The 23,925-nt window shown below is 59.9% G+C and carries 17 protein-coding genes; 6 read left to right on the top strand and 11 right to left on the bottom strand.

Annotated elements, in window-relative coordinates:
* Positions 1-179 precede the first annotated feature (179 nt).
* Both fabV and KW824_RS02795 read left to right on the top strand, forming a co-directional pair.
* Positions 180-1,373, top strand: a complete 1,194-nt coding sequence (fabV, locus tag KW824_RS02800; RefSeq protein WP_139751411.1) for an enoyl-ACP reductase FabV — start codon at positions 180-182, stop codon at positions 1,371-1,373.
* A gap of 163 nt (positions 1,374-1,536) precedes the next feature.
* Entirely contained in the window at positions 1,537-3,012 is a 1,476-nt protein-coding gene (locus KW824_RS02795) for a YfcC family protein (protein WP_218408840.1), read from the top strand.
* 65 nt (positions 3,013-3,077) lie between these two features.
* Here KW824_RS02795 and KW824_RS02790 read toward each other — a convergent pair whose 3' ends face one another.
* Entirely contained in the window at positions 3,078-4,292 is a 1,215-nt protein-coding gene (locus KW824_RS02790; RefSeq protein ID WP_005326864.1) for a pyridoxal phosphate-dependent aminotransferase, read from the bottom strand.
* A 360-nt stretch (positions 4,293-4,652) separates the two neighbouring features.
* Here KW824_RS02790 and KW824_RS02785 point away from each other — a divergent pair, with 360 nt between their 5' ends.
* On the top strand, positions 4,653-4,862 hold the full coding sequence (locus tag KW824_RS02785) for a DUF1653 domain-containing protein (RefSeq protein ID WP_139751413.1): 210 nt from the start codon (positions 4,653-4,655) through the stop codon (positions 4,860-4,862).
* Positions 4,863-4,922: 60 nt separating this feature from the next.
* Here the strand turns inward: KW824_RS02785 and KW824_RS02780 are convergent, their stop codons facing one another.
* The 5 genes from KW824_RS02780 to KW824_RS02760 form a co-directional block, all read right to left on the bottom strand.
* Positions 4,923-5,180 (bottom strand): GrxA family glutaredoxin, encoded by a 258-nt coding sequence (locus tag KW824_RS02780; RefSeq protein ID WP_005326860.1) that lies wholly within the window; start codon positions 5,178-5,180, stop codon positions 4,923-4,925.
* Between the two features lie 201 nt (positions 5,181-5,381).
* A complete protein-coding gene (gene dacB / locus KW824_RS02775) occupies positions 5,382-6,815 on the bottom strand; it encodes a D-alanyl-D-alanine carboxypeptidase/D-alanyl-D-alanine-endopeptidase (protein WP_218408839.1) in 1,434 nt (477 codons plus the stop codon).
* Between the two features lie 92 nt (positions 6,816-6,907).
* Positions 6,908-8,668, bottom strand: coding sequence for a DEAD/DEAH box helicase (locus KW824_RS02770; protein WP_218408838.1), 1,761 nt, complete (start codon positions 8,666-8,668; stop codon positions 6,908-6,910).
* Positions 8,669-8,784: 116 nt separating this feature from the next.
* The gene (locus tag KW824_RS02765; RefSeq protein ID WP_218408837.1) at positions 8,785-9,822 is read right to left on the bottom strand and encodes an HlyD family secretion protein; all 1,038 of its coding nucleotides are present in this window, start codon (positions 9,820-9,822) and stop codon (positions 8,785-8,787) included.
* 10 nt (positions 9,823-9,832) lie between these two features.
* Complete coding sequence (locus tag KW824_RS02760) at positions 9,833-10,165, bottom strand: DUF3302 domain-containing protein (RefSeq protein WP_005326851.1); 333 nt, start codon at positions 10,163-10,165, stop codon at positions 9,833-9,835.
* 225 nt (positions 10,166-10,390) lie between these two features.
* On the opposite strand from KW824_RS02760, the gene KW824_RS02755 reads away from it, so the two are divergent.
* Positions 10,391-12,025: a mechanosensitive ion channel family protein gene (locus KW824_RS02755; RefSeq protein ID WP_218408836.1), complete on the top strand. Its 1,635-nt coding sequence runs from the start codon at positions 10,391-10,393 to the stop codon at positions 12,023-12,025.
* Between the two features lie 71 nt (positions 12,026-12,096).
* On the opposite strand, the gene KW824_RS02750 is transcribed toward KW824_RS02755, so the two are convergent.
* From KW824_RS02750 to adhE, 5 genes are all read right to left on the bottom strand, one after another.
* Complete coding sequence (locus KW824_RS02750; RefSeq protein WP_005326847.1) at positions 12,097-13,518, bottom strand: carbon starvation protein A; 1,422 nt, start codon at positions 13,516-13,518, stop codon at positions 12,097-12,099.
* Between the two features lie 142 nt (positions 13,519-13,660).
* On the bottom strand, positions 13,661-14,365 hold the full coding sequence (gene btsR, locus KW824_RS02745; RefSeq protein ID WP_218408835.1) for a two-component system response regulator BtsR: 705 nt from the start codon (positions 14,363-14,365) through the stop codon (positions 13,661-13,663).
* On the bottom strand, positions 14,362-16,053 hold the full coding sequence (locus KW824_RS02740) for a sensor histidine kinase (protein WP_182785695.1): 1,692 nt from the start codon (positions 16,051-16,053) through the stop codon (positions 14,362-14,364). The genes btsR and KW824_RS02740 overlap by 4 nt, the downstream gene beginning before the upstream one ends.
* A gap of 352 nt (positions 16,054-16,405) precedes the next feature.
* Positions 16,406-17,641, bottom strand: a complete 1,236-nt coding sequence (locus tag KW824_RS02735; protein WP_218408834.1) for an HD-GYP domain-containing protein — start codon at positions 17,639-17,641, stop codon at positions 16,406-16,408.
* Positions 17,642-17,751: 110 nt separating this feature from the next.
* On the bottom strand, positions 17,752-20,427 hold the full coding sequence (gene adhE, locus KW824_RS02730) for a bifunctional acetaldehyde-CoA/alcohol dehydrogenase (RefSeq protein ID WP_005326838.1): 2,676 nt from the start codon (positions 20,425-20,427) through the stop codon (positions 17,752-17,754).
* 907 nt (positions 20,428-21,334) lie between these two features.
* Here adhE and KW824_RS02725 point away from each other — a divergent pair.
* Positions 21,335-21,970 (top strand): YchE family NAAT transporter, encoded by a 636-nt coding sequence (locus KW824_RS02725; protein WP_041205423.1) that lies wholly within the window; start codon positions 21,335-21,337, stop codon positions 21,968-21,970.
* Positions 21,971-22,250: 280 nt separating this feature from the next.
* Positions 22,251-23,870 carry an ABC transporter substrate-binding protein gene (locus KW824_RS02720; protein ID WP_025326561.1) on the top strand — a complete coding sequence of 540 codons (1,620 nt, stop codon included), beginning with the start codon at positions 22,251-22,253 and terminating at the stop codon, positions 23,868-23,870.
* Positions 23,871-23,925: the final 55 nt, after the last annotated feature.

Below are 23,925 nucleotides of genomic sequence, written 5' to 3'. Positions count from 1 at the left end.
CGACACCCCCGGTGTGCCACTGGGGGTCATGCAACCCGCCCGTTGGGTGGTCATTGTCGCTAAAATCGGTGGCATCCTGGTCGTTTTCCCCGCAGTTCAACACATCAGAGCACCATAGCAGGTCACAATGAGGTATCTTATGCCACGATTTCATCCATTTAACGGTGTCGAGACCCCATATGATTATCAAACCCAAGGTTCGCGGCTTTATCTGCACCACCACTCATCCGGTCGGTTGTGAAGCCAATGTTCGTCGCCAGATTGCTTACACCCAGGCCAAGGGCACCATCGAGAATGGTCCCAAGAAGGTACTGGTGATCGGCGCCTCCACCGGTTATGGTCTGGCCTCCCGGATTGCCACTGCCTTCGGTAGCGGCGCCGCCACCATTGGCGTCTTCTTCGAAAAGCCGAGCTCCGAGACCAAGACGGGCTCCGCCGGCTGGTACAACTCCGCCGCCTTCGACAAGGCTGCCAAAGAGGCCGGCCTCTACGCCAAGAGCGTGAATGGTGACGCCTTCTCCCACGAGTGCCGCGCCAAGGTGATCGAGCTCATCAAGCAGGATTTGGGTCAAATCGATCTGGTGGTCTACTCCCTGGCCTCCCCGGTACGCAAGATGCCGGATACCGGTGAAGTAGTGCGCTCCGCGCTGAAACCCATCGGTGAGGTCTACACCTCCACTGCCATCGACACCAACAAGGATCAGATCATCACCGCCACCGTCGAGCCGGCGAATGAAGAAGAAATCCAGAGCACCATCACCGTCATGGGCGGTCAGGACTGGGAGCTGTGGATGGCTGCCCTGCGTGATGCGGGCGTGCTGGCCGACGGCGCCAAGTCCGTGGCCTACTCCTACATCGGCACCGATCTGACCTGGCCCATCTACTGGCATGGTACCCTGGGCCGCGCCAAGGAAGATCTGGACCGCGCCGCCTCCGCCATCCGTGGCGATCTGGCCGCCAAGGGCGGCACTGCCCACGTGGCCGTGCTGAAATCCGTGGTGACCCAGGCCTCTTCTGCCATTCCGGTGATGCCGCTCTACATCTCCATGGCCTTCAAGATCATGAAGGAGAAGGGCATCCACGAAGGCTGCATGGAGCAGGTGGATCGCATGCTGCGTACCCGTCTGTACGGCGCTGATCTGGCGCTGGACGAGCAGGCCCGTATCCGCATGGATGACTGGGAGCTGCGTGAAGACGTGCAGCAGACCTGCCGCGATCTCTGGCCCTCCATCACCACGGAGAACCTGTCCGAGCTCACCGACTACGCCGGCTACAAGCAGGAGTTCCTGCGCCTGTTCGGTTTCGGTCTGGACGAAGTCGATTACGATGCGGATGTGAATCCGGACGTGACATTCGACGTGGTCGAGCTCTGAGCCTGACTCAAGTGAAAACAGGGCCCTACGGGGCCCTGTTTTTTTGGCAAAAATCCCGTCATGTTGCGGAATTTTATTATCGACGATCACCTTTTTCCCATATCAAACCCGCTAGGCTTGCGCTGTTTGGATCACATGACGGCATTGCCGAGGTACGGAAGCTATGACCACATCAACCGCGGCGCCCAAGAAGCGCCAACTCCCCACTGTCTATACCCTGCTTTTCATCATCATCGCCTTGATGGCGGCCCTCACCTGGGTGCTGCCGGCGGGCAAATACAACTACCTGACCGCCAAGACCCAGCAGCCTGTTGCGGCGGCGGCCGTGGCTGACTACAGCGGCGACGAGCGGCTGCTGCCGGTGCCCGGCAGCTACACCGAGCTCCCCTCCCAACCGCAGGGGGTGTTCGAGGTGCTCAAGGCACCGATCCAGGGCTTTCACAAGGCGGCCGATGTGGCGCTGTTCGTGCTCATCATCGGCGGCTTTCTGGCGGTGACCATGCAGAGCGGGGCGCTCGATGCCGGGGTGGGGGCCATAGTGCGCGCCTTCGCCGGCCGTGAGCGCCTGCTTATTCCTGTGCTGATCGCTTTGTTCGCCCTCGGTGGCTCCACCTTCGGCATGGCGGAGGAGACGGTCGCCTTCTGGGCGCTCATCGTGCCGGTGATGATGGCCGCTGGCTTCGATCGCATGGTGGCGGCGGGGATCATCTTGCTCGGCTCCGGGGTCGGGGTGCTGGCCTCCACCGTCAACCCGTTTGCCACCGGCATCGCCTCCGGTTTTGCCGGCATTCCCATCGGGGAGGGGATTGGCCTGCGGCTCATCCAGTGGCTGCTGCTGGTGATCTTCGCCTCCTGGTTCGTGATGCGCTACGCCAAGCAGGTGCAGCAGGACAAGTCCCGCTCCGTGCTGGCCGACATCGTCTATGACGACGAGTTTTCCCAGATGAAGAGCGGCAATCTCGCCTTCACCGGCAAGCAGAAGCTCACCATGCTGGTCTTCTTCGGCACCTTCCTGCTGATGATCTATGCCGTGGTGCCTTGGTCGGATCTGGGCATCGATCTGCTGCCTACCTTAGGCTGGTGGTTCGACGAGCTCTCCACCCTGTTCTTCAGCGCCTCCATCCTGATTGCGATCATCAACCGGATGCCGGAGTCCAACTATGTGGCGACCTTCCTCAACGGTGCACGGGATCTCATCGGGGTGGCCCTGGTGGTCGCGGTGGCGCGGGGTATCTATGTGGTGATGGAGCAAGGCGTCATCATCGACACCATATTGCACTGGGCCGAGGGGCTGGTGAGCGGGCTGTCGTCGTCGGTCTTCATCCTGATGGCCTATCTGGTGCACATCATCCTGAGCTTCTTCATCCCCTCCACCTCGGGGCTGGCGACCGTCTCCATGCCGCTGATGGGGCCGCTGGCTGACTTCTCCGGCATCTCGCGGGATCTGGTGATCACCGCCTATCAGTCTGCCTCCGGCTGGATCAACCTGTTCGCTCCCACCGCCGCCCACCTGGTGGCGGGGTTGGCGCTCGCCAGGATCCCCTACGATCGCTTCGTACGCTGGGTACTGCCCTTTATCCTGGGCGTCGCTCTCATCACCATGGGGGTGCTGGTGGCTGGCGCCCTGCTGCAAGGCTGATGGCACGGATAAAAAACGACAGATAACAAAAAGGCTCCCGAGGGAGCCTTTTTCATGAGTGGGGCTTACTGCTTGTAGCTTTTGAGGAAGCGGGCGAGGCGGCCGATGGCCTCTTCCAGCTCCTCTTCCCGGGGCAGGAATACCAGCCGGAAGTGATCCGGCGCCGGCCAGTTGAAGCCGGTGCCCTGCACCAGCAAGAGCTTCTCCTGCTGCAACAGATCGAACACCATCTTCTGGTCGTCGCGGATGTCATACACCTTGGGATCCAGGCGCGGGAACATGTAGAGCGCCCCTTTGGGCTTGACGCAGGAGACGCCGGGGATTTCGTTCAAGAGCTCCCAGGCCTTGTCCCGCTGGCGGCGCAGGCGGCCGCCCGGCAGGATCAGCTCGTTGATGCTCTGATAGCCACCCAGGGCGGTCTGGATGGCGTGCTGCATGGGCACGTTGGCACAGAGCCGCATGGAGGCCAGCATCTCCAGCCCTTCGATATACCCTCTGGCGCGGCCCTTGGGCCCGGTGATGACCATCCAGCCCTGACGGAAACCACAGGCGCGGTAGGCTTTGGAGAGGCCGTTGAAGGTCACCACCATGACGTCGTCACACTGGGTGCAGACGCTGGTGTGGGAGATGTCGTCGTAGAGGATCTTGTCGTAGATCTCGTCTGCGAAGATGATGAGATTGTGCTGGCGGGCGATTTCGATCAGTTCCAGCTGAAATTCGCTGCCGTAGACGGCGCCGGTCGGGTTGTTCGGGTTGATCAGCACCAGACCGCGGGTACGCGGGGTGATGCGGGCGCGGATATCGTCCAGATCCGGATGCCAGTCGGCCCCCTCATCGCAGCGGTAATGCACCGCATGGCCACCGGAGAGGGTGACGGCGGCGGTCCACAGAGGGTAGTCGGGGGAGGGCACCAGCATCTCGTCGCCGTTGTTGAGCAGCGCCTGCATGGCCATGACGATGAGTTCGCTGGCGCCATTGCCGATGTAGATGTCGTCGATGTCGACCTTGCGCATCCCCTTTTGCTGGTAGTACTGCATCACCGCCTTGCGGGCCGAGAACAGCCCCTTGGAGTCGCAGTAGCCCTGGCTCTGGGGCATGTTGAGGATCACATCCTTGATGATCTCTTCCGGCGCATCGAAGCCGAACGGGGCCGGGTTGCCGATGTTGAGCTTGATGATGCGGTGGCCTTCGTCCTCGAGACGGCGGGCCTCTTTATGCACCGGGCCGCGAATGTCATAGCAGACATCGTCGAGCTTGTGCGACTTGTCGATAGTGAACATGGTGAGCGTGATTCCTTCCCCTGGGGGCGCGTTGGCAGAAAAGCTTTTTTTAGTATCAAATTTCTCTACCCCTATTCTTCACAGAATTGAATGCTAGAACAATCTAATTTATGGAATAAATCCCTGATATTTACCCCTGAAATAGGGTTGCTAGTCTGTTAAATTCAGCAGGATCGTTTGCCTCTCTCGCGAGAGACTAGTGAAAGATGAGGGCGAGGTTCATAAAGCAGTAAGAGTGTATTGAATTATCCATCTCATCTGGCACGATTGGCTGGGGTAAAAATCTGCTCCAACCCCTGCTGCCGGCCTAGTGCGCGCGCAGCTCAGGGCGTCTTTTCATCCTGTCATCGAGGCTCTTCAATGCACGCACCCGCCACCGGTCGCTACCGCCACTTCAAGGGGGGTTACTATCAAGTGCTCGCCCTGGCCCTGCACACCGAAACCGAGGAACAGCTGGTTGTCTACCAATCCGAGCAGGATGGTCAGGTCTATGCCCGCCCGGTCGCCATGTTCATGGAATGGATCGAGCATCAAGGGCAGGTGGTGAGCCGCTTCACGCCGGTGGCGTGAGCCTGGCTCGTTGCCATGAAAAAAGGCGCCTGAGGCGCCTTTTGCATTGGGAACACTGTCTTACAGACCCAGATTGGCTCTGGCATAGGCTTCGAAATCGGTGCAACCACCTATGTGCTGCTCGTCCAGGAAGATCTGCGGCACCGTGGTGACGGGCTTGCCCGCCTTGGCGGCGAGATCGTCCTTGGTGAGCCCCGCGACGTTGATGTCCACATAGCGGAACTCGAAGTCATCGCGCTCCTCGGTCAGCTGCTCGGCAACCTGCTTGGCACGAACGCAATAAGGGCAACCCGGGCGACCAAAAATTTCTACAAACATCTTTTCTCTCCGTTAGATAAGGCCGTTGAGACGAGGCTGGCGACAGCATAGCCTCGGCTCCTGGCCAGTCAAAGCTGAAAATTCCGATACGCCCATTCGCCGTGCTCGATTGCACTCCGGACAGGTGCCGCCACAGGGGGCGGCACCTGGCACGGCATTCTGAATTGGCAGCGGCAAGGGGGGTCCCTCCTCAAGCCAGCCTTACTGCTCGGCAATCTGGATGGGCTGCTGCTGATAGATGCTCTCCAGCACACCCTTTTCGAAGACGGTCCAGGGCCAGGCGGCCTTGCTGGCGCGGTAGCGCTCGTGGGTCGCCGGATCCTGGGAGAGGCCGCGCTGGAACATGACAAACGCCTTGCGCTGGCCACCCGCGGTGTCGATGAAACCGGCCAGGTTGGAGGTGCCCGTGATGGTGCCCGTCTTGGCGTGCACCTTGTTCTTCATCATGGGGGCGGTGACGCTGCGTCGCCAGGCCAGGGTGCCGTCCACCTGGGAGCTTGGCAGCAACTTGATGAAGTCGAGCTCGGCGTCGTTTGTCTGGATGAAATGGAGCACCGACAGCATCTGGCGTGCGCTGATGAGGTTGTGGGCGGAGAGACCGGAGCCGTCGGCCAGGGTGGCGTTGCCCAGATCGATGCCGTGCTTGGTCAGGATGGCGCGCACCGCCATGGTGCCGCTGCGATAGCTGCCCGGCTTGTTGTAGTAGTGACGACCCACGGTTTTGAGGAAGGTATCGGCGTAGAGGTTGTCGGATTTCTTCAGCATCTTGGCAAGCATCACCGGCAGGGAGACCGAGTAGTGGGTGGCCAGGGTTTCGGCGCCAACCGGTGTCTTGTGGGTGACCCGCAGCAGGCCGTCGTGGCTGATCCCGGCACGGTTCATGGCCCAGCGGATGTTGTCCCAGCCCCAGGCTTCCACGTCGTGGATGGCAAAGCGCAGCCCCTGCGGCTCCTTGTTCGGGGTGATGCAGCCCTTGAGCTCATAGAAGTTGCCCTTGGCCATGTCCACTTCCAGGGCGCAGAACTGACGCGCCATGTCGCCATAGCTCATCACCTCCACGTTGTCGGCGCCGATGCCGATGGGGACGCCGGTGGCAACGTTGCCCACGGCAGGCTTGCCAATCTGGGTGGCGGTGACGGTGCCGTAGGCACAGTTCTTGTCGATGATGACGGCCGAGACGGGAGCCGCGAAGCAGAGGGTCTGATCCCCCCAGGACCAGCCGTTGCCACGCTCATAGCCGTTGTAGGCGCCGGTGTTGACGTAGACGTTGCCCTGGATGCGGGTGACGCCGAGCTGCTTGAACAGGGCCACCAGATCCATCCGCGACAGGGTGGGGTCGCCGACGAAGTTGATCCAGATGTCGCCGTTGATGGTGTTGCCCTGCCTGGCGCCAGCCTGGGCCTGGATATCGGTGGCGAAACGGAAGTCGGCGCCGAGCTCGAGGCGGGCGGCCAGGGCGGTCAGCACCTTCATGGTGGAGGCGGGGGCTATCATGTCGTCGGCGTGACGGGCAAACTCCACCCCGTTGTTGCCCTGGACGATGACGGCGTACTGGCCCCCCTTGGGCGGGGTCAGCGGGGTGGCCTGGGCCACCAGGGAAAAGAGAGCACAAAAACCTATCAACAACCGCTGCATAAGATCCTCTAACTGAACGAAGGGCGCCGGCAGTGCGATGCGCCCCTGATAATCAAACCTGGTGACTGTCATTTGCCCGCCAGACGGCGTGGCTAGGCAAAGGCGTTGGCAGTCCGGTACCGCCCTTCATAATCAAAAATTTTCTCCTTCACCTGCCAGAAACGCCCCGACTTGCGGGCGATGACGAAATCCGGGTGACGGAACTGGCTTTCTGCCGCCAGCACGCTCGCCATGGTGGTGAATTCGGGCTCCAGGCCCGGGGCGGGCCAATGATGACGCACAAAGCGTTGTTGAAACAAGCGCCGCGCACCGCTGGTGTGAAAGGCGAAGTACTCCGTCAGGGTGAGACCGTCCTCATCGTGATAGGTCACTTCCAGCCGCTCCCCCTGTTTACCGCGCCCGGCACTCAGGGTCAGCCCCGCGCAGCGGATCACCATGCAGTCCTTGAGATTGAGCGCTTCCTTGAGCTTGTCGTCAGGATCCACCAGCAGCTGATCGCAGCTCTGGCAGCGGCGGGCGGCGATGTCGTTATCGCTGCCGCAAGCGGGACAGATCTTGGCGCGAAAGCGGTAGTCGCACTCCTCGCGGTGGCCCTCGTCATCTTCAAACAGCCCCTGACAGCGGCGGCCGTAGTGCTCGATCACCTTGTCATCCTCGTCGGTTTTACCCCAGAAGGTGTTGGCAAAGCCGCAGGCGGGGCAGGGCACCTGCACCGGCTCTGTGCCGGCGTGGGGTCTGGGCTCCCCCACCTCGGGGGCGAACAGGTTGAAGTTGTTGCCCGCGTAGTCGAGCACCAGACAATCGGTTTTGCCCGGCGAGAGGCGCAGGCCCCGCCCGACGATCTGCTGATAGAGCGACACCGATTCCGTGGGGCGCAGCATCACGATGAGATCGACGTGGGGAGCATCGAAGCCGGTGGTGAGCACAGCCACGTTGACCAGGAACTTGATCTCCCGCCCCTTGAAGGCATGGATGAGAGCATCGCGCTCCGGCCCCGGTGTCTCGCCGGTGACGAGGGCCGCGGTCTGGGATTTAGCCTGCAGTAGCCCCTGGATTTCCCGGGCGTGTTCGACGGTGGCGGCGAAGATCATCACCCCTTGGCGCTCGCGGGCATACTCCAGCACCTGGTTCAGGATATGGGGGGTGACCCGCTGCTGGCGCTTGAGCTCGCCGTTGAGATCCGCCTCGCTGAACAGGCCGTTCTCCCGCGCCACCAGCTTGCTGAAGTCGTAGTGGACTATGGGGGCATCGATCATGCGCGGTGGCGTCAGGTAGCCATTTTTGACCATGAAACGCAGCGGCAGCTCGAATACGCAGTCGCCAAACAGCCGCTCGCCGTGGCTCTTCACCATACCGTGGTAGTGGCGCCGGTAGATCCAGCCCAGCCCTAGTCGATAGGGCGTGGCGGTGAGACCGAGGATCTTGAGGGCCGGATTGGCGGTCTTGAGATGGCCTAACACCTGATGGTACTGGCTGTCGTCATCGAGCGAAACCCGGTGGCACTCGTCGATGATGAGCAGCGAGAAGGCGCCGTCGAAGGCATCCAGATTGCGCGCCACCGACTGCACCGAGCCGAACACCACCTGGGCGCTCGCCTCCTTGCGTGCGAGGCCGGCGGCAAAGATGTCGGCCTTGAGTCCCCAGGCCTCGTACTTGGCGTGGTTCTGCTCCACCAGCTCCTTGACGTGGGCCAGCACCAGCACCCGACCACGGGCCTTGCGGGCCAGTTCGGCGATCACCAGACTCTTGCCCGCCCCGGTGGGCAGCACCACCACGGCGGGATCCGGGTACTTGCGAAAGTGGCTGATCACGGCGTTGACGGCGTCGGTTTGATAGGGTCTGAGAACGAACATGAGGGAGTGGTGTTTGGACATGGTGCGGCGCAGGATGGCGCCATTATAGGGATCTTGGGGCCACAAAAACAGCGGGCCGGCATGATTGCCGGCCCGCAGGTACCACCAAGGCGCGCTTAGTGGAAGGGGAACAGGTAGTTGAGCCAGCTACCCATGCGCATCAGGATCTTGCGCATGATGGCCACATGGTGGACATGCTCGGTGTAGATGGCTGCCTGGCCGCTGGAGCCCGCGATCACCTGATACTTGGCCCACTCGGGGTCGGTGATCTCAAGGATGATGGGCAGGCGGCCCGGTACCTGGGCTGTGGTCTGATCGATGAGACCTGCCTGGGCCTGGATGTTGCCCGGTGCCATGGCAGGGATCACCGACAGCACCCTGGCCTTGAATATCTTGCCTGGGATACCGTCCAGTACCACCTCGGCCTCATCGCCATCCTTGAGCCGCTGCATGCTGTTTTGCCAGAACCAGCCGACGTAGGCATTTTCATCTTCATGGATGAAGGTCATCACGGGGCGATACATGAAGGGGGCGGCGATCATGCCGGGACGCAGCGCCAGCTGCACCACGTGGCCGTCGCTCGGGGCATAGACCACGGTCTGCTCCAGCTCGTACTTGGCGATGTTGAGCTGGGCGTTCAAGTCATCCAGCGACGCCTTCTGCTGGTCAATCTGGGCGACGATGTCGTCCACGTTGGCCTGGGTCACGTCGAGATCCCGCTGCTTGCCGATGCCGCGACGCATCAGCTCCTGAGCACGATCCCGGTCCAGGCTGGCGGAGCGCAGTCTGGCATCGAGGGCTTTGAGGAAATCCTTGTTGGAGGCGAGCCGTGCGGTCAGGCTGGCGACCTTCTCCTGGAAGGGCACAGCATCGAGGCGAAACAGCACATCACCCTGCTTGACCGGCTGGTTGGCCTTGACCGGCACCTCGATCACGCGACCCTTGACCAGGGGAACGACGGGGGTGGAGACGTAGTAATTGCGCGCCAGCTCGGAATAAGGGTGGTTGTAGTTCATCAGGACGATGAGGGCGCCGATGATGAAGACACCGCCGAGCACGGCGGTCGGTACAGTCCACTTGTTGAGCGGGATCTTGAAGATCTTGAAAATCCCTACACAGATGGCCGTATAGGTGAGGATAAGTAGCAAGTCCATGAAAGATTACCTATTTGTCGGTCTGTTCGAGCGTGGTCATGCGGGCCTGCAGGGCGGCAAGCTCTTGCTTGAGCGCGTTGATCTCATCTTCGTCTTTCTGCAATCGTTGATTGAAGCCCCAGCCGCGATCGGGACGATACACAGTGGCCCAGATCCAGAGGAAAGGCCAGAGCACATGCAGGGTGAACAGGCTGACCCAGCCGGCCACGTGAATAGCATCCTGGTGGGGGTGATTGCGATGTTTGGCAATCTCATACGGAATGTCGTGGATGACGATGATCCCGTAGAACATGACCAAGACGACGAACACCAATATTCCCAGGGCAATGTAATCAAGTACCATCGATTTCTCCCATCTTAGTCGCGAGGTAATGCCTTGTTTCGTCTAGACAAGGCATCCGGCCATGATGACAGCATATTAGCTGAGTGCAATAGTGCAACCGGGGAGTTGATATTCCGGTACAGGCTCGGTTAAACGCTTGGTTATTTATCATGCGCCATGAATTTCCTTCTATAAAATCAATCAGGAAAGAGATTCGTATGTCTCGTAGCATAAAAGGGTGGTGCGATGGAGAGGCGATGCAGGATAAGCCGCTGGTTGGCGGTGTTGCTGTTGTTCAATATCACGTTGATTGGCAGGCCGTGGGCAGCAGAGCCAAGGCTGGAGCCAACCGAGCAGGAGAAGGCACAGACACTGGTGTTGCTTCACGAACCCATCGTCATGCTCCAGGCCAAGTTTGGCCGCCTGGACGGAGCGGCCAGGGTCCGATTGACCCATGAACGGATCCAGCGTCTGGATCCCGCCGACCTGATCCCTCCTATCACCGTTCTCAAAGGCAGCCGGCAAGGTCAGGAAACGCGGGAGTTTATGGTCAACGGCAAGCGGATCCTGGTGCTGGTGGAAGGCGACCTGGAGGCTCTCGACGAGCTGACGCTGGAGCAGGCGAGCGAGCTTGTCCGGCAGCGGCTCGACAGGGTACGCCTCAAATACCTTGAATTACACTCGACTCCCTATCTGGTCAAGGCTGGCGGTATGGCGCTCCTGGCCAGCGTGATCTTCTTCGGCCTCATCTGGTCGCTGCAATGGGGGCATCGGCGGGTCAGGAAGTGGCTCGCCAATCGCCTGCTGCTGCAGAAGGGATTGATCCCCCACCAGTGGCGTCAAGTAGCGGGCAACGTGGAGGTCCGCTTGCTCGGCCTCCTGACCCTGCTGCTGCTCTTCATGCTCACCTATGGCTGGCTCACCTATGTGCTCGGCCTCTTCCCCCATACCCGGGCCTGGAGCGAGCAACTGGGTGACTCCCTGTTTACTCTGTGCGGCGACATGCTGGAGGGCATGATTGCGGCCATGCCCGGCCTGGTGACCGTGCTGTTGATTGTCGCCATCACCCGCTTTTTCATCCGGATGCTGGCCATTCTCTTCGATCGCATCGAGCAGGGACAGTTTCGTGTGCAGGGGTTGCACGCCGAGACCATTGGGGCCACCCGGCGGCTACTCTCCGTGGTGATCTGGCTGTTTGCCCTGACGGTGGCCTACCCCTATCTGCCCGGTGCCGACTCCGACGCCTTCAAGGGGATCAGTGTCTTCTTTGGCCTGATGGTGACCCTGGGATCGGCGGGGATCATGAACCATGCCATGAGTGGCTTGGTGCTCATCTATTCTCGTGCCCTGCGACCCGGCGATCTGGTGCAGATTGGCGAGGTGGAGGGGATGGTGAGCGAGCTCAATGCCCTCTCCACCAAGCTGGTGACCCGTCAGGATCATGAGGTGACCCTGCCCAACGCCGTGGTGGTGGGGGGCAAGGTGGTGAACCTGACCCGGCTGGCGGGGGAGAAGGGGGTTGCACTGCTGACCAAGGTGACCATCGGCTACGATGCGCCCTGGCGCCAGGTGCATGCCATGCTGGAGCTGGCGGCCCGGCGCTGCACCCAGCTCAACCAGAACGAGCCGCCTCTGGTGCGTCAGTTGAATCTACAGGACTGGTACGTGGAATATGAGCTGCAGGTACGGATGAAAGACGGCTTGCTGCCTGCCGTGGTCAAGACGGAGCTTCACGGGCATATCCAGGATGTGTTCAACGAGTTTGGAGTGCAGATCATGTCCCCCAATTTCATTGCCCAGCCGGAGCAGGCGGTGCTGGTGGCGAGGGAACATTGGTACCAGGCGCCTGCCGAGGGGCCCGGGGCGACCAGCAAAGGGTAAGCCCCTGGAAAATGAAGAGGCCCGGCAGCAATGCCGGGCCTCTTGTCATGGGGAAGAGTCAGTCTCGCGACTCAGCTCTCCTTGGCTTCCCTCAGCTGGGAGGGCCTGAACTTTATCAGGAAGGCCAGGGTGATCAGGGCCGTGCTCACCAAACCGATGATGGTGGATACGTTCATCGCCAGCCCGAAACCGATGGGGGCGTTGGCCAGGTAGGTGATCACCACGGCGGTCATGAAGATGGCGGGGATGGTGCAGATCCAGTGCAGCTTGCCCTCCTTGATGAGGTAGGCAGCCGCAGCCCACAGCATGATGACGGCCGTGGTCTGGTTGGCCCAGCCGAAGTAGCGCCAGATCACCCCGAACTCGGCCTTGGAGATGATGAAGCCGAGGATGAACATGGGGATGGCGATCAGCAGACGCTTGGCCAGCGGCTTCTGGGTCATCTTCAGGAAGTCCGCCACGATGAGGCGGGCACTGCGAAACGCGGTGTCACCCGAGGTGATGGGCAGGATCACCACGCCCAGGATGGCGAGGATGCCGCCGACGGTGCCGAGCAGGCTGGTGGAGACTTCGTGTACCACAGCCGCCGGGCCGCCGTTGGCCATGGTGGCGTTGAGCGCTTCGGTGCTGTCGTAGAAGGAGAGACCCAGGGTGCACCAGATCAGGGCGATGATGCCTTCACCTATCATGGCGCCGTAGAAGATGAAACGGCCGGACTTCTCGTTCTGCATGCAGCGCGCCATCAGCGGAGACTGGGTGGCGTGGAAACCCGAGACCGCACCGCAGGCGATGGTGATGAACAGCAGCGGCCAGAGCGGCAGCTCGGTCGGGTGCAGGTTGGAGAAGTCCATCCCGGTGTTGTAGAAGCCCTTGCCCGAGACGATGAGGCCGACGATGAGACCGACCGACATGAACACCAGCAGGGCGCCGAAGATGGGATAGAAGCGGCCGATGATCTGGTCGATGGGGACTATGGTGGCGAGGATGTAGTAGGCGAAGATCGCCACGATCCAGTAGACCAGGTCGGTGGAGGTGAGGTTGGCCAGGAGGCCCGCCGGGCTCAGCACGAAGACCACGCCCACCAGCATCAGCAGCACCACGGCGAACAGGTTCATGAAGTGCTTGGCAGCAGTGCCGAGGTGTTCACCGACCACGGTCGGCACAGAGGCGCCCTTGGCGCGCACCGACAGCATGCCGGAGAAGTAGTCGTGTACCGCGCCCGCAAAGATGCAGCCGAACACTATCCAGAGCATGGCGACCGGGCCGTAGAGGGCGCCGAGTATGGGGCCGAAGATGGGGCCGACGCCGGCGATGTTGAGCAGTTGCACCAGGTAGACTTTCTTGTCCGACATGGGGACATAGTCCACGCCATCGGCCATGGTGATGGCGGGGGTGGCAAGTTCGGGTTTCGGGCCGAATATCCGCTCGACGAATTTGCCGTAGATGAAGTAGCCCGCGACCAGCAGACCGACACAGAGGAAGAACCAGATCATTGTTACGCTCCAGCATTGTTATTTTATGGTGTGCGCGGTCAGTCTAGGTGGGGACTTCTGTTAACGGCAGGTAAAAGCGGGTGAGCGGCGACATGGCGACCCGAGCGGTCGCCTGCTGTGATCCGGCGCACAGCGGGCGTCCTTACTCCAGCCCCAGATCGTCCTTGAGCTCCTTGAGATAGCGTCGGCTGACCGGCACCCGGGCGCCGCTTGGCGTGACTATCTGGGCCAGCTGGTTTTCCAGCAACTGGATCTCGAAAATCGCGCCAGGGGCCACCAGATACTGACGATGGCAGCGCAGCAGCGGGGTCTTTTCCTCCAGGGATTTCAGGGTGAGCTGGGTGTGAAACAGCTCGCCCTGACAGGCGACGTGCACGCCGCCGAGATCCGAGAAGGCATACTCTACCTGTTCGATGGGCAACAGCCGCACCCGGTTGTGCAGATAGCCGGGGATGTGGCGAATGGCCGGCGCCAGCGCCGCTACCGGCCGGGGGCTGAGATCCTGGCGCAGGCGGCTTAGCGTCTTGGCGAGGCGGGCAGGTTCTACTGGCTTGAGCAGATAGTCGAAGGCGTTCTCCTCGAAAGCCTGGATGGCGTACTCATCGAACGCGGTGACAAACACGATGCGGGGCAGGGGATCGAGCATGGCCACCAGCTCCATGCCGCTGAGTTTGGGCATCTGGATGTCGAGAAATACCACGTCCGGTTTGAACCGCTGGATGAGGCCAAGTGCCTCGATGGCATTGGCGGCCGAGCCCAGTATCTCAATGTCGGGATCGCTGCCGAGCAGCTCGGCCAGCTCCTCGCGGGCATAGGGTTCATCGTCGACGATCAGGGTGCGGATCATGTCGGCTCCTTGGAAGGGGATTGCGGCTGTCTGGGCAGGGTGAACGAGACCCGGGTCCACTGCTCAGGCTCACACTGCACCCGGATGCCAAAGCGCTCGCCGAAGGCACTCCTGAGCCGCCTGTCCACAATGCTCATGCCAAGGCCATCGCCCTGTGAACCCGGTGGCCAGGCCCCGGCATTGTCCTCCACGCAGAGGGTGACACTGTCCTGGTCCTCCTCGGCGAAGAGCCGGATCCGTCCCTGTTCGAGCAGGGAGCCGGTCCCGTGTTTGATGGCATTCTCGATGAGGGGCTGCAGGGTGAAGCTCGGCAGTTGCACGTCGGCCAGGTGCGGCGGGATCTCGTTGATGACGGTCAGGCGCTCGCCAAAGCGTGCCTGTTCTATCTCCAGATAGGATTGGCAGTGCTCCTGCTCTTCCTGCAGGGTGGCCAGATCGTTCTGGCGCTTGAGGTTCTTGCGAAAGAACAGCGACAGATGCAGCAACAGCTGGCGTGCCCGTTCGGGGTCGCGCCGGGTGATGGCACTGATGGTATTGAGGGTATTGAACAGAAAATGGGGATTGATCTGCGCCTGAACGAGCTTGAGCTCTGACTGGACCAGCAATCGCTGCTGCTGCTCCAGCCGCCCACTCAGCAACTGTTGTGACAGCAGGTTGGCTATCCCTTCCCCCAGGGTGTGGTTGATCTTGAGGAAGAGCCGCTTCTTGGGTTCATAGAGCTTGATGGTGCCGATCACGCCTCTGTCTCCCTGCAGCGGGATCACCAGCACGGAGCCGAGCTGGCATTGGGGGGAGATACTGCAGCGATAGGGGTGGCGGTTGCCATCGGCAAACAGCACCTTGTTCTGGGCGATGGCCTGCAGGGTGATGGCGGACGTGATGGGGGTACCCGGTTTGTGGTGATCCTCCCCCGTGCCGATGAAGGCGAGGATCTTGTCGGTGTCCGTGATGGCGACGGCGCCGACCCCGGTCTCCTCCTGCACGATATGGGCGATCTTGCGGCTCGCCTCGGGAGTGAAGCCCTGGGTCATGATCCCCAGGGTACGGTTTGCTATGGTGAGCGCTTTGGCCGAAAAGACCCGGGAGAACTTCTCGTACATTCGCTGCTGGTCGCGGATCATGCTGATGAAGAGTGCCGCACCACAGGCGTTGGCGAGGATCATGGGGGTGGCGATGGTGCGCACCAGCAGCAGGGATTTGTCGAACGGGGTGGCGACCAGCAGGATGATGAGCATCTGCATGATCTCGGCCGCAAAGGTGGTGAAGAAGGCAATCCGGGGCTGGAACAGCGCATCCACCCGGTTCGTTTGCATCAGCCGCCAGTGCACCAGGCCGCCCAACAGCCCCTCGCACGTGGTGGAGATGGCGCAGGCGAGATCGGTAAAGCCGCCCAGGGTATAGCGATGCAGACCCCCGGTCAGTCCCACCAGGAAGCCCACCAGAGGGCCTCCCAGCAGTCCTCCCAGCACGGCGCCGACGGCACGGGTATTGGCGATGGCATCGTCGATATCCAGCCCCACATAGGTGCCCAGTATGCAGAAACAGGAGAAGATAACGTATATCAGTATCTTGTGAGGAAGCCTGACCGAGTAGTTGGCCAGTGGGCGCAGCAAGGGACTCTTGGAGAAGAGGTAGGCGATCACTAGGCTGACGCTCATCTGCTGGAGCAGGGAGAGGACTAATTGCATAAAAAACCTTCCTCAAGAATCATCCCGGGCCAGAACGCCACCGGGGCGTACTGTGAGCAAGTTCCTGTCTTGCTGCAGGACTCGGCCCCATGGCGGGGGAAGTTTGCCAGAATGAAAAAATAAAACCATATAAAATCAGCACGTTAAATTGATATTTGTGTAACCGGGCGGCGCTTGATATTGCTGGAGAGAGCATGAATGTGCCCGCTGGGTACGCCACATGGAGGTGGCATGCTCCGCCCGGCCTTTGGCTGGGCGTTTTTTATCCAGCTCCAATGGCGGACAGTTTTGAGGGGGCTCGAGCAATTATTCAGGTTTGTCCAATGAGTTATCCCCAGCTTCTGGGGATAACTCAGAAGGCGAAATAGTAGCAGACGCGTCGGCCTAGATGGAAAAACAACCGCTGCCCCTCATCCAGCTCCTCCTGCCTGAGGGTGGCGATGATGCTTCTCTCATCTTCCCGCAGATCGATCATGGCCACGGCTTCCGGGCGCTGCCCCTTGATGTAGGGTTGCACCTTGGGTTTGAGGGGCATGGTGGGTTCGCTCGAGAACACCAGCGCCACTGTATCATCCTCCAGACGCACCAGGGATCCGGGCGGATAGACCCCCAGCACCTTTATCAACAATCTGACCAGATCTTGATCGAATTTCTTCTGGGACAACTTGTAGAGCTGGCCGATGGCCTGACTCGGCCCCGCGGGGTGGAGGCCGCTGCGCGGGTGCAGCAGTTCGTCGTAATAGTCCACCAGGCCGATGAGGCGGGCGAGGGGAGGGATCCTGTCTCCCTGGATACCGAGGGGAAAGCCGCTGCCGTCCAGCCGCTCGTGGTGGAGATGGGCAACCTCGCGGATCCTGGGTTCGAAGGCCTGCAGCTGGTTGAGCATCTCCAGCCCGTACTGGGGATGCATGTTGAGAAAATTGAGCTCCGCCTTGCTGAGTTCTCCCCGTTTCTGGGTGATCTGGCTCGGGATCTTGAGCTCGCCGATATCGTGCAGCAGGCCGGCCAGCCCTGCCTCCTCGATCTCGATATGGCTCATGCCGAGCTCCCTTGCCATCAGCATGGCGATGAAGGCCACGCTCAGGCTGTGTTGCAGCAGGATGTCCGTGTGCTGGCTGCGAATGAGGTGCAAACCCAGAGGTCCCTGATGGTCGGCGAGGCGGGTGGCGACGATGCGCACCATCTGGGCGGTGTTGGCCAGCCCCTCGTCGGGCTTGAGATTGAGGGCGCCGAGGGCGTCACGAAGATCTGACAGGGATTGGCCGAATGCCTTGTCGGCGGTGCGCAGGGAGCGGCGAAAGGCCTTCTCGTCGAATGTGGATTTGGTCGGAAGGGGGGAGGCATCTTGCGTCGCACCGAGCTCAAATGAAGGGGCTGGCTCTGCACGCAGGAGGGGCTCGACGGGGAGATCGCTCTTGTCGGGATCCACCATCAGCAGGGTGAGTTCGAGGTGACGGAGGATGTCGAGCTGCTGCTGGTCGCGGATCTTGAAGGCATTGAACATGAAAGGGTGGTTGGTCCATCCCGTGGGGAGATGGATGTAATGGCCGATTTTCAACTGCTCGATGGAGGCCTGTATCAGCGCCATAGACTCGCTCTTCTGTCGAATTTGCCTATCAACAAGCTAGCAAAATTAAACAGATAGACAAACAAAAAAGCCCGCGCATGTGCGCGGGCTCTTGTCATCCGGACCGGTTATCAGGCCTTGGATTTTTTCTTGCTGTCTACCTTGGCGTCGACTTTGACCTCAACCTTGGTCGCCACCTGAGCTTCCTCGATGAAGGGACGGCCATAGTAGGTGTCCATCAGTATGGCTTTGAGCTCGGTGATCAGCGGGTAGCGCGGGTTGGCGCCGGTGCACTGGTCATCGAAGGCTTCCAGGGCCAGCTGGTCAACCTTGGCCAGGAAGTCGGTCTCGTTCACGCCGGCTTCACGGATGGAAGCAGGGATCCCTAAGGTCGCTTTCAGCTCGTCCAGCCAGGTCAGCAGCTTCTCGATCTTGGCCGCGGTGCGGTCACCGGCAGCAGTCAGACCCAGATGGTCGGCCACTTCGGCGTAGCGACGACGAGCCTGCGGACGGTCGTACTGGGAGAACGCGGTCTGCTTGGTCGGGTTGTCGTTCGCGTTGTAGCGGATGACGTTGCTGATCAGCAGGGCGTTGGCCAGGCCGTGCGGGATGTGGAACTCGGCACCCAGCTTGTGGGCCATGGAGTGGCACACACCCAGGAAGGCGTTGGCGAACGCGATACCGGCGATGGTGGCGGCGTTATGTACCTTCTCGCGGGCAACCGGGTCGTTGGCACCGTTCTGGTAGCTGGATGGCAGGTACTCTTTGAGCAGTTTCAGGGCTTGCAGCGCCTGACCGTCGGAGTACTCGTTGGCCAGCACGGACACATAGGCTTCCATGGCGTGGGTCACGGCATCGATACCGCCGAAGGCACACAGGGATTTCGGCATGCCCATCACCAGGTTGGCATCCACGATGGCCATGTTCGGGGTCAGCTCGTAGTCGGCCAGCGGGTACTTCATGCCGGTGGCGTCGTCGGTCACGACCGCAAACGGGGTCACTTCAGAACCGGTACCGGAAGTGGTGGTGATGCAGACCAGTTCGGCCTTCACGCCCATTTTCGGGAACTTGTAGATACGCTTGCGGATGTCCATGAAGCGCATGGCCAGGTCTTCGAACGCGGTGTCCGGGTGCTCGTACATGACCCACATGATCTTGGCGGCATCCATGGGTGAACCACCGCCCAGGGCGACGATCACGTCCGGCTTGAAGGAGTTCGCCATCTCGGCGCCCTTGCGTACCACGGACAGGGTGGGGTCGGCTTCCACTTCGTAGAAGATTTCCACTTCCATGTTCAGCTTCTTGAGCAGACGAACCACTTCATCGGCATAGCCGTTGTTGAACAGGAAACGGTCGGTGACCACCATGGCGCGCTTCTTGCCTTCCAGGTCGCCCAGGGCGATCGGCAGGGAGCCACGACGGAAGTAGATGGATTTCGGAAGTTTGTGCCACAGCATATTTTCTGCCCGTTTTGCGACTGTCTTCTTGTTGATCAGGTGCTTGGGACCGACGTTCTCGGAGATGGAGTTACCACTCCAGGAGCCGCAACCCAGGGTCAGGGACGGGGCGAGCGCGAAGTTGTACAGGTCACCGATACCGCCCTGGGTGGAGGGGGTGTTGATGAGGATACGGGCAGTCTTCATCTTGTCGCCGAAGTACTTGATGCGGTCGGCGTTGCGATCCTGGTCGGTGTAGAGGCCGGAGGTGTGGCCGATACCACCGATGTTGACCATGTCGCAGGCCATTTCGACGGCTTCTTCGAAGTTCTTGGCGCGGAACATACCCAGGGTCGGGGAGAGTTTCTCGTGAGCAAACTCGTCCTCTGCACACAGCTCCAGACCTTCACCGATGAGGATCTTGGTGGTGGCAGGCACGGTCACACCGGCCATGGCGGCGATCTTGGTGGCGGGCTGGCCCACGATGTCGGCGTTCAGGGCGCCGTTGATCAGCAGCACTTTACGCACCTTGTCGGCTTCGTCCTTGGAGAGGATGTAGCCGGCGTGAGTTGCGAAACGCTCCTTGACCTGGTTATAGATGGAGTCGACCACGATGACGGCCTGCTCGGACGCACAGACCACGCCGTTGTCGAAGGTCTTGGACATCAGGATGGAGGCGACGGCACGCTTGATGTCGGCGGTTTCGTCGATAACGATGGGCACGTTACCGGCACCCACGCCGATGGCGGGCTTGCCTGAGGAGTAAGCGGCCTTCACCATGCCCGGGCCACCGGTGGCCAGAATAAGGTTGATGTCGTTGTGCTTCATCAGGGCGTTGGACAGTTCAACGGACGGTTGATCGATCCAGCCGATGATGTTCTTCGGGGCACCTGCGGCGATGGCTGCATCCAGTACCAGCTTGGCTGCGGTATTGGTGGAGTTCTTGGCGCGGGGGTGCGGGGAGAAGATGATGGCGTTGCGGGTCTTCAGGGAGATGAGGGCCTTGAAGATAGCCGTGGAAGTCGGGTTGGTGGTCGGTACGATACCGCAGATGATGCCTACCGGCTCGGCGATGGTGATGGTACCCATCTCGTCGTCCTGGCTCAGGATGCCGCAGGTCTTCTCGTCTTTGTAAGCGTTATAGATGTATTCGGAGGCGAAGTGGTTTTTGATTACCTTGTCTTCGATGATACCCATGCCGGACTCAGCCACTGCCATCTGGGCCAGGGGGATACGGGCGTTGCTGGCGGCCAGGGCAGCGGCGCGGAAGACTTTGTCTACCTGCTCTTGCGAGAAGCTGGCGAATTCACGCTGGGCTTCCTTGACGCGGGCAACCAGTGCATCCAGTTCAGCCAAATTGGTTACTGCCATGTTTATCTCCTGATGATTTGAAAACTGTTTAGTAAGACCTTGGCAATGCCCGGCAATTATAGTCGCCCTGTCAAGGAGAGAATCACCACAACGGGGTATTTACATGCCTTACTAAATTGTTTTCTGACCCGATTATAGAGCGGGGATGTGTCAGAAAAGATTGATCTGGATCATATGTAACAAAAGAACAAAAGAAATTTTGTTTCACCATCCCGAACGGTCAGATGTTACGGGTTTGTAGAGTAGAGTGCCGAGGGGATGAACACGAGGTGAACAGGCGCTTTTCTACCGAATGACGGCTGTCGGGTCACCCACTCTCCGCTGTTTCAGTGGTGGCAAAGAGGGCGGTGAGTGCCAGCATGGTGCCGTCCCCGGAGATCCTCTCGGCCGTGAATGGGCGCAGACGTTTCATTTCTGTTGGAAAAATGGTGGTTGCTTTCATCCGGTGACAGGCTCGGGGGTGAGATATCTGATGGTTGTGCGGCAAACAGCGGGGGCGATCCCTGTTCGCGTACAGTGCGGATGCGGATCAGGGGCGGCGAGAAAGGTCACCATGAAGATCAAGATCGCGTGTCAACGTGGAGACGAGCAGTGGTGGTGAATGCGGGTTATCGCCTGGGATCGTCAGGATCAATCCATGAAAATGGCTCTTTATTGCATGGAAATCTTGTGATGAGTGGATGTGGCGACATAAAACGCCAGCAGACTTTGCTGAAATGTTAAGTTGATATCATTGCCATTAACAACTCGATATGTTGATTTTTGTCGATTCATTAGAGGAACTAACTGAAAAGCCCCGGAAAGGGTGAGATTATTTGATTGGAGAAGGGAAATAGCATGGTGTAAATTTACGCGCAGTTTGACGGGGATGGCCCTCGGTGGCCCGAATTGGTTCTGGATGGCGCTTATGGCAGCAATTGACTTCTCTTTATACCTGAAATTTTTCGTTGGCCTGTTTGCGATCATCAACCCGCTGGGTCTGTTGCCGGTCTTTGTGAGCCTGACGGGCCACATGCAACCGGATGAGCGCAGGAAGACCAACACCACGGCCCACATTGCCGTGATGGTCATCCTCATGGTCTCCATGTGCATGGGGCAGCTGATCCTCGATGGTTTCGGCATCTCGCTCGCGTCGTTCCGCATTGCCGGTGGCTCGCTCATTACCCTGATCGCCTGGTCCATGTTGCAGGGCAAGCTGGGGGAGGTGAAGCACAACAAGCAGGAGAAGGGTGAACTGGCCGCGCGCGAATCCATCGCTGTGGTGCCGCTGGCTCTGCCCCTGATGGCCGGCCCCGGTGCCATCTCGTCCTCCATCGTCTATGCCAGCCAGAAGACTCTGCCCCAGCTGCTGGGCATGTTCCTGGTCGTGGTGGCCTTTGCCTACTGCTCCTGGCTCATCTTCCGTGCTGCCCCCCTGCTGTTCAAGCTGATGGGCAATACCGGCATCAACGTGGTGACCCGGATCATGGGTCTCATCATGATGTCCCTTGGCATCGAGATCATGGTGGCAGGGATCAAGGGAGTCTTTCCCGGATTGATGTGATTCAGGTCCATTTTGTCGGAGCCGGTCCTCGTGACCGGCTTTTTATTGTTTCTTTTTTGTTAGTCATTTCCTAGAATCGAGCGGCTTTGTATGAAAAACACCCATTGCTCGATATTTAAATGCTGAATAAATGGTTTAAAGCTGTTTTTTTGACCACCAAAGCCGCCCCTACCTGATGATATCTATTGCATTATCAGAATTGTCAGGGAATTATGCGGGCAGCGGGATTTTTATCTCGTGAATGGACAAATGCATGGAATGTTCTTGTTGGAGTATGGAAATGACTCATAGAAAAACAATTATTAATACCCTTTTATTGACTGCACTCTTTGGTGGCGCCACCCTGGCACACGCCGCCGACGTCCCCGCCGGCACCAAGCTCGCTCCCGAGCAAACCCTGGTGAAAGGCAATGGCTCCGAGCCCGCCACCCTGGATCCGCACAAGACCGAAGGAACGGTTGAATCCAATATTCTGCGCGACCTGTTCGAGGGTCTCGTCACCTCAGGTCCCAAGGGTGAAACCCTGCCCGGCGTCGCCGAGTCCTGGGAAACCAAGGACAACAAACACTTCGTGTTCCACCTGCGCAAAGATGCCAAGTGGTCCAATGGGGATCCGGTCACCGCCCATGACTTCGTCTTCGCCTTCCAGCGGGCCGTGGATCCCAAGACGGCTTCTCCTTACTCCTGGTACATGGAGATCCCGACCATCACGAATGCGACCGACATCATCGGTGGCAAGAAACCGGCCGACACCCTGGGGGTGAAAGCCAGCGACGATTACACCTTCGAAGTGCAGCTGGAGAAGGCGGTGCCTTACTTCGTCAGCATGCTCTCTCACACCACCACCTATCCGGTGCCCAAGAAAGTGGTCGAGAAGTTTGGTGACAAGTGGACCCAGCCCGGTAACATGGTTTCCAACGGCGCCTATGTGCTGAAGGATTGGGTGGTCAACGAGCGCGTCGACGTCGAGCGCAACCCCAGCTACTGGAACAACGCCAAGACGGTGATCGAGAAGGTGACCTACCTGCCGATCCAATCCACCAACGCCGAGCTGAACCGCTACCTGGCCGGTGAAGTCGATCTCACCTACAACATGCCGATCGAGCGCTTCAAGCAGATGAAGAAGGAGCACCCGAACGAGGTGCAGGTGAGCGGTTATGTGGGCACCTACTACTACCAGTACAACTTCAAGCACAAGCCGTTTGACGACGTGCGTGTGCGCACCGCGCTCTCCTACGCCATCGATCGCAACGTGATTGCCGACAAGGTGATGGGCAAGGGCGAAACCCCGGGCTACACCCTGGTGCCTGATTTCGTCGACGGCTTCAAGCCGGTGGCCCCGGCCTGGTCCAAGCTGACCCAGGCCGAGCGCGACGCCAAGGCGAAAGAGTTGCTGACCGAAGCCGGTTACGGTCCGGGCAAGCCGCTCAAGTTCGAGCTGCTCTACAACACCGACGACAACCACAAGAAGGTAGCCGTGGCCGTCGCCTCCATGTGGAAGAAGCTGGGTGTGCAGGTGAGCCTGGTGAACCAGGAGTGGAAGACCTACCTGGAAACCAAGAAGCAGGGCAACTTCGACGTAGGCCGTGCCGGCTGGATTGCGGATTACAACGAAGCCTCCTCCATGCTGGATCTAATGCAGACCACTCACGGCAACAACGACGGCAAGTACTCCAACACCGCCTTTGACAAGCTGATGAGCGAGTCGCGCAACCAGGTGGACGCAGATGCGCGCAACAAGCTCTATGTCCAGGCCGAAGATATCCTGGCCAAGGACATGCCGATCGCCCCCATCTACCAGTACGTGACCTCGCGCATGGTCAAGCCCTATGTGGGCGGCTACCCGGCCAACCCGCTGGACAACCTCTACAGCAAAGACATGTACATCATTGCTCACTGAGTAAAGCAACAAGTCGCATAACAAGCAGGCCCGCCGGACGGCGGGCCTTTATTAC

This window comes from Aeromonas sp. sif0611 (assembly GCF_019218845.1).
Classification (GTDB): domain Bacteria; phylum Pseudomonadota; class Gammaproteobacteria; order Enterobacterales; family Aeromonadaceae; genus Aeromonas; species Aeromonas media.
The sequence above is the reverse complement of the archived record's forward strand: the minus strand, read 5'-3'. Positions and strand labels throughout refer to the sequence as shown.

Coding starts and splice junctions, on each gene's coding strand:
- fabV (WP_139751411.1), top strand. CDS start 180: ATGATTATCAAACCCAAGGTTCGCGGCTTTATCTGCACCACCACTCAT.
- KW824_RS02795 (WP_218408840.1), top strand. CDS start 1,537: ATGACCACATCAACCGCGGCGCCCAAGAAGCGCCAACTCCCCACTGTC.
- KW824_RS02790 (WP_005326864.1), bottom strand. CDS start 4,292: ATGTTCACTATCGACAAGTCGCACAAGCTCGACGATGTCTGCTATGAC.
- KW824_RS02785 (WP_139751413.1), top strand. CDS start 4,653: ATGCACGCACCCGCCACCGGTCGCTACCGCCACTTCAAGGGGGGTTAC.
- KW824_RS02780 (WP_005326860.1), bottom strand. CDS start 5,180: ATGTTTGTAGAAATTTTTGGTCGCCCGGGTTGCCCTTATTGCGTTCGT.
- dacB (WP_218408839.1), bottom strand. CDS start 6,815: ATGCAGCGGTTGTTGATAGGTTTTTGTGCTCTCTTTTCCCTGGTGGCC.
- KW824_RS02770 (WP_218408838.1), bottom strand. CDS start 8,668: ATGTTCGTTCTCAGACCCTATCAAACCGACGCCGTCAACGCCGTGATC.
- KW824_RS02765 (WP_218408837.1), bottom strand. CDS start 9,822: ATGGACTTGCTACTTATCCTCACCTATACGGCCATCTGTGTAGGGATT.
- KW824_RS02760 (WP_005326851.1), bottom strand. CDS start 10,165: ATGGTACTTGATTACATTGCCCTGGGAATATTGGTGTTCGTCGTCTTG.
- KW824_RS02755 (WP_218408836.1), top strand. CDS start 10,391: ATGGAGAGGCGATGCAGGATAAGCCGCTGGTTGGCGGTGTTGCTGTTG.
- KW824_RS02750 (WP_005326847.1), bottom strand. CDS start 13,518: ATGATCTGGTTCTTCCTCTGTGTCGGTCTGCTGGTCGCGGGCTACTTC.
- btsR (WP_218408835.1), bottom strand. CDS start 14,365: ATGATCCGCACCCTGATCGTCGACGATGAACCCTATGCCCGCGAGGAG.
- KW824_RS02740 (WP_182785695.1), bottom strand. CDS start 16,053: ATGCAATTAGTCCTCTCCCTGCTCCAGCAGATGAGCGTCAGCCTAGTG.
- KW824_RS02735 (WP_218408834.1), bottom strand. CDS start 17,641: ATGGCGCTGATACAGGCCTCCATCGAGCAGTTGAAAATCGGCCATTAC.
- adhE (WP_005326838.1), bottom strand. CDS start 20,427: ATGGCAGTAACCAATTTGGCTGAACTGGATGCACTGGTTGCCCGCGTC.
- KW824_RS02725 (WP_041205423.1), top strand. CDS start 21,335: ATGGCAGCAATTGACTTCTCTTTATACCTGAAATTTTTCGTTGGCCTG.
- KW824_RS02720 (WP_025326561.1), top strand. CDS start 22,251: ATGACTCATAGAAAAACAATTATTAATACCCTTTTATTGACTGCACTC.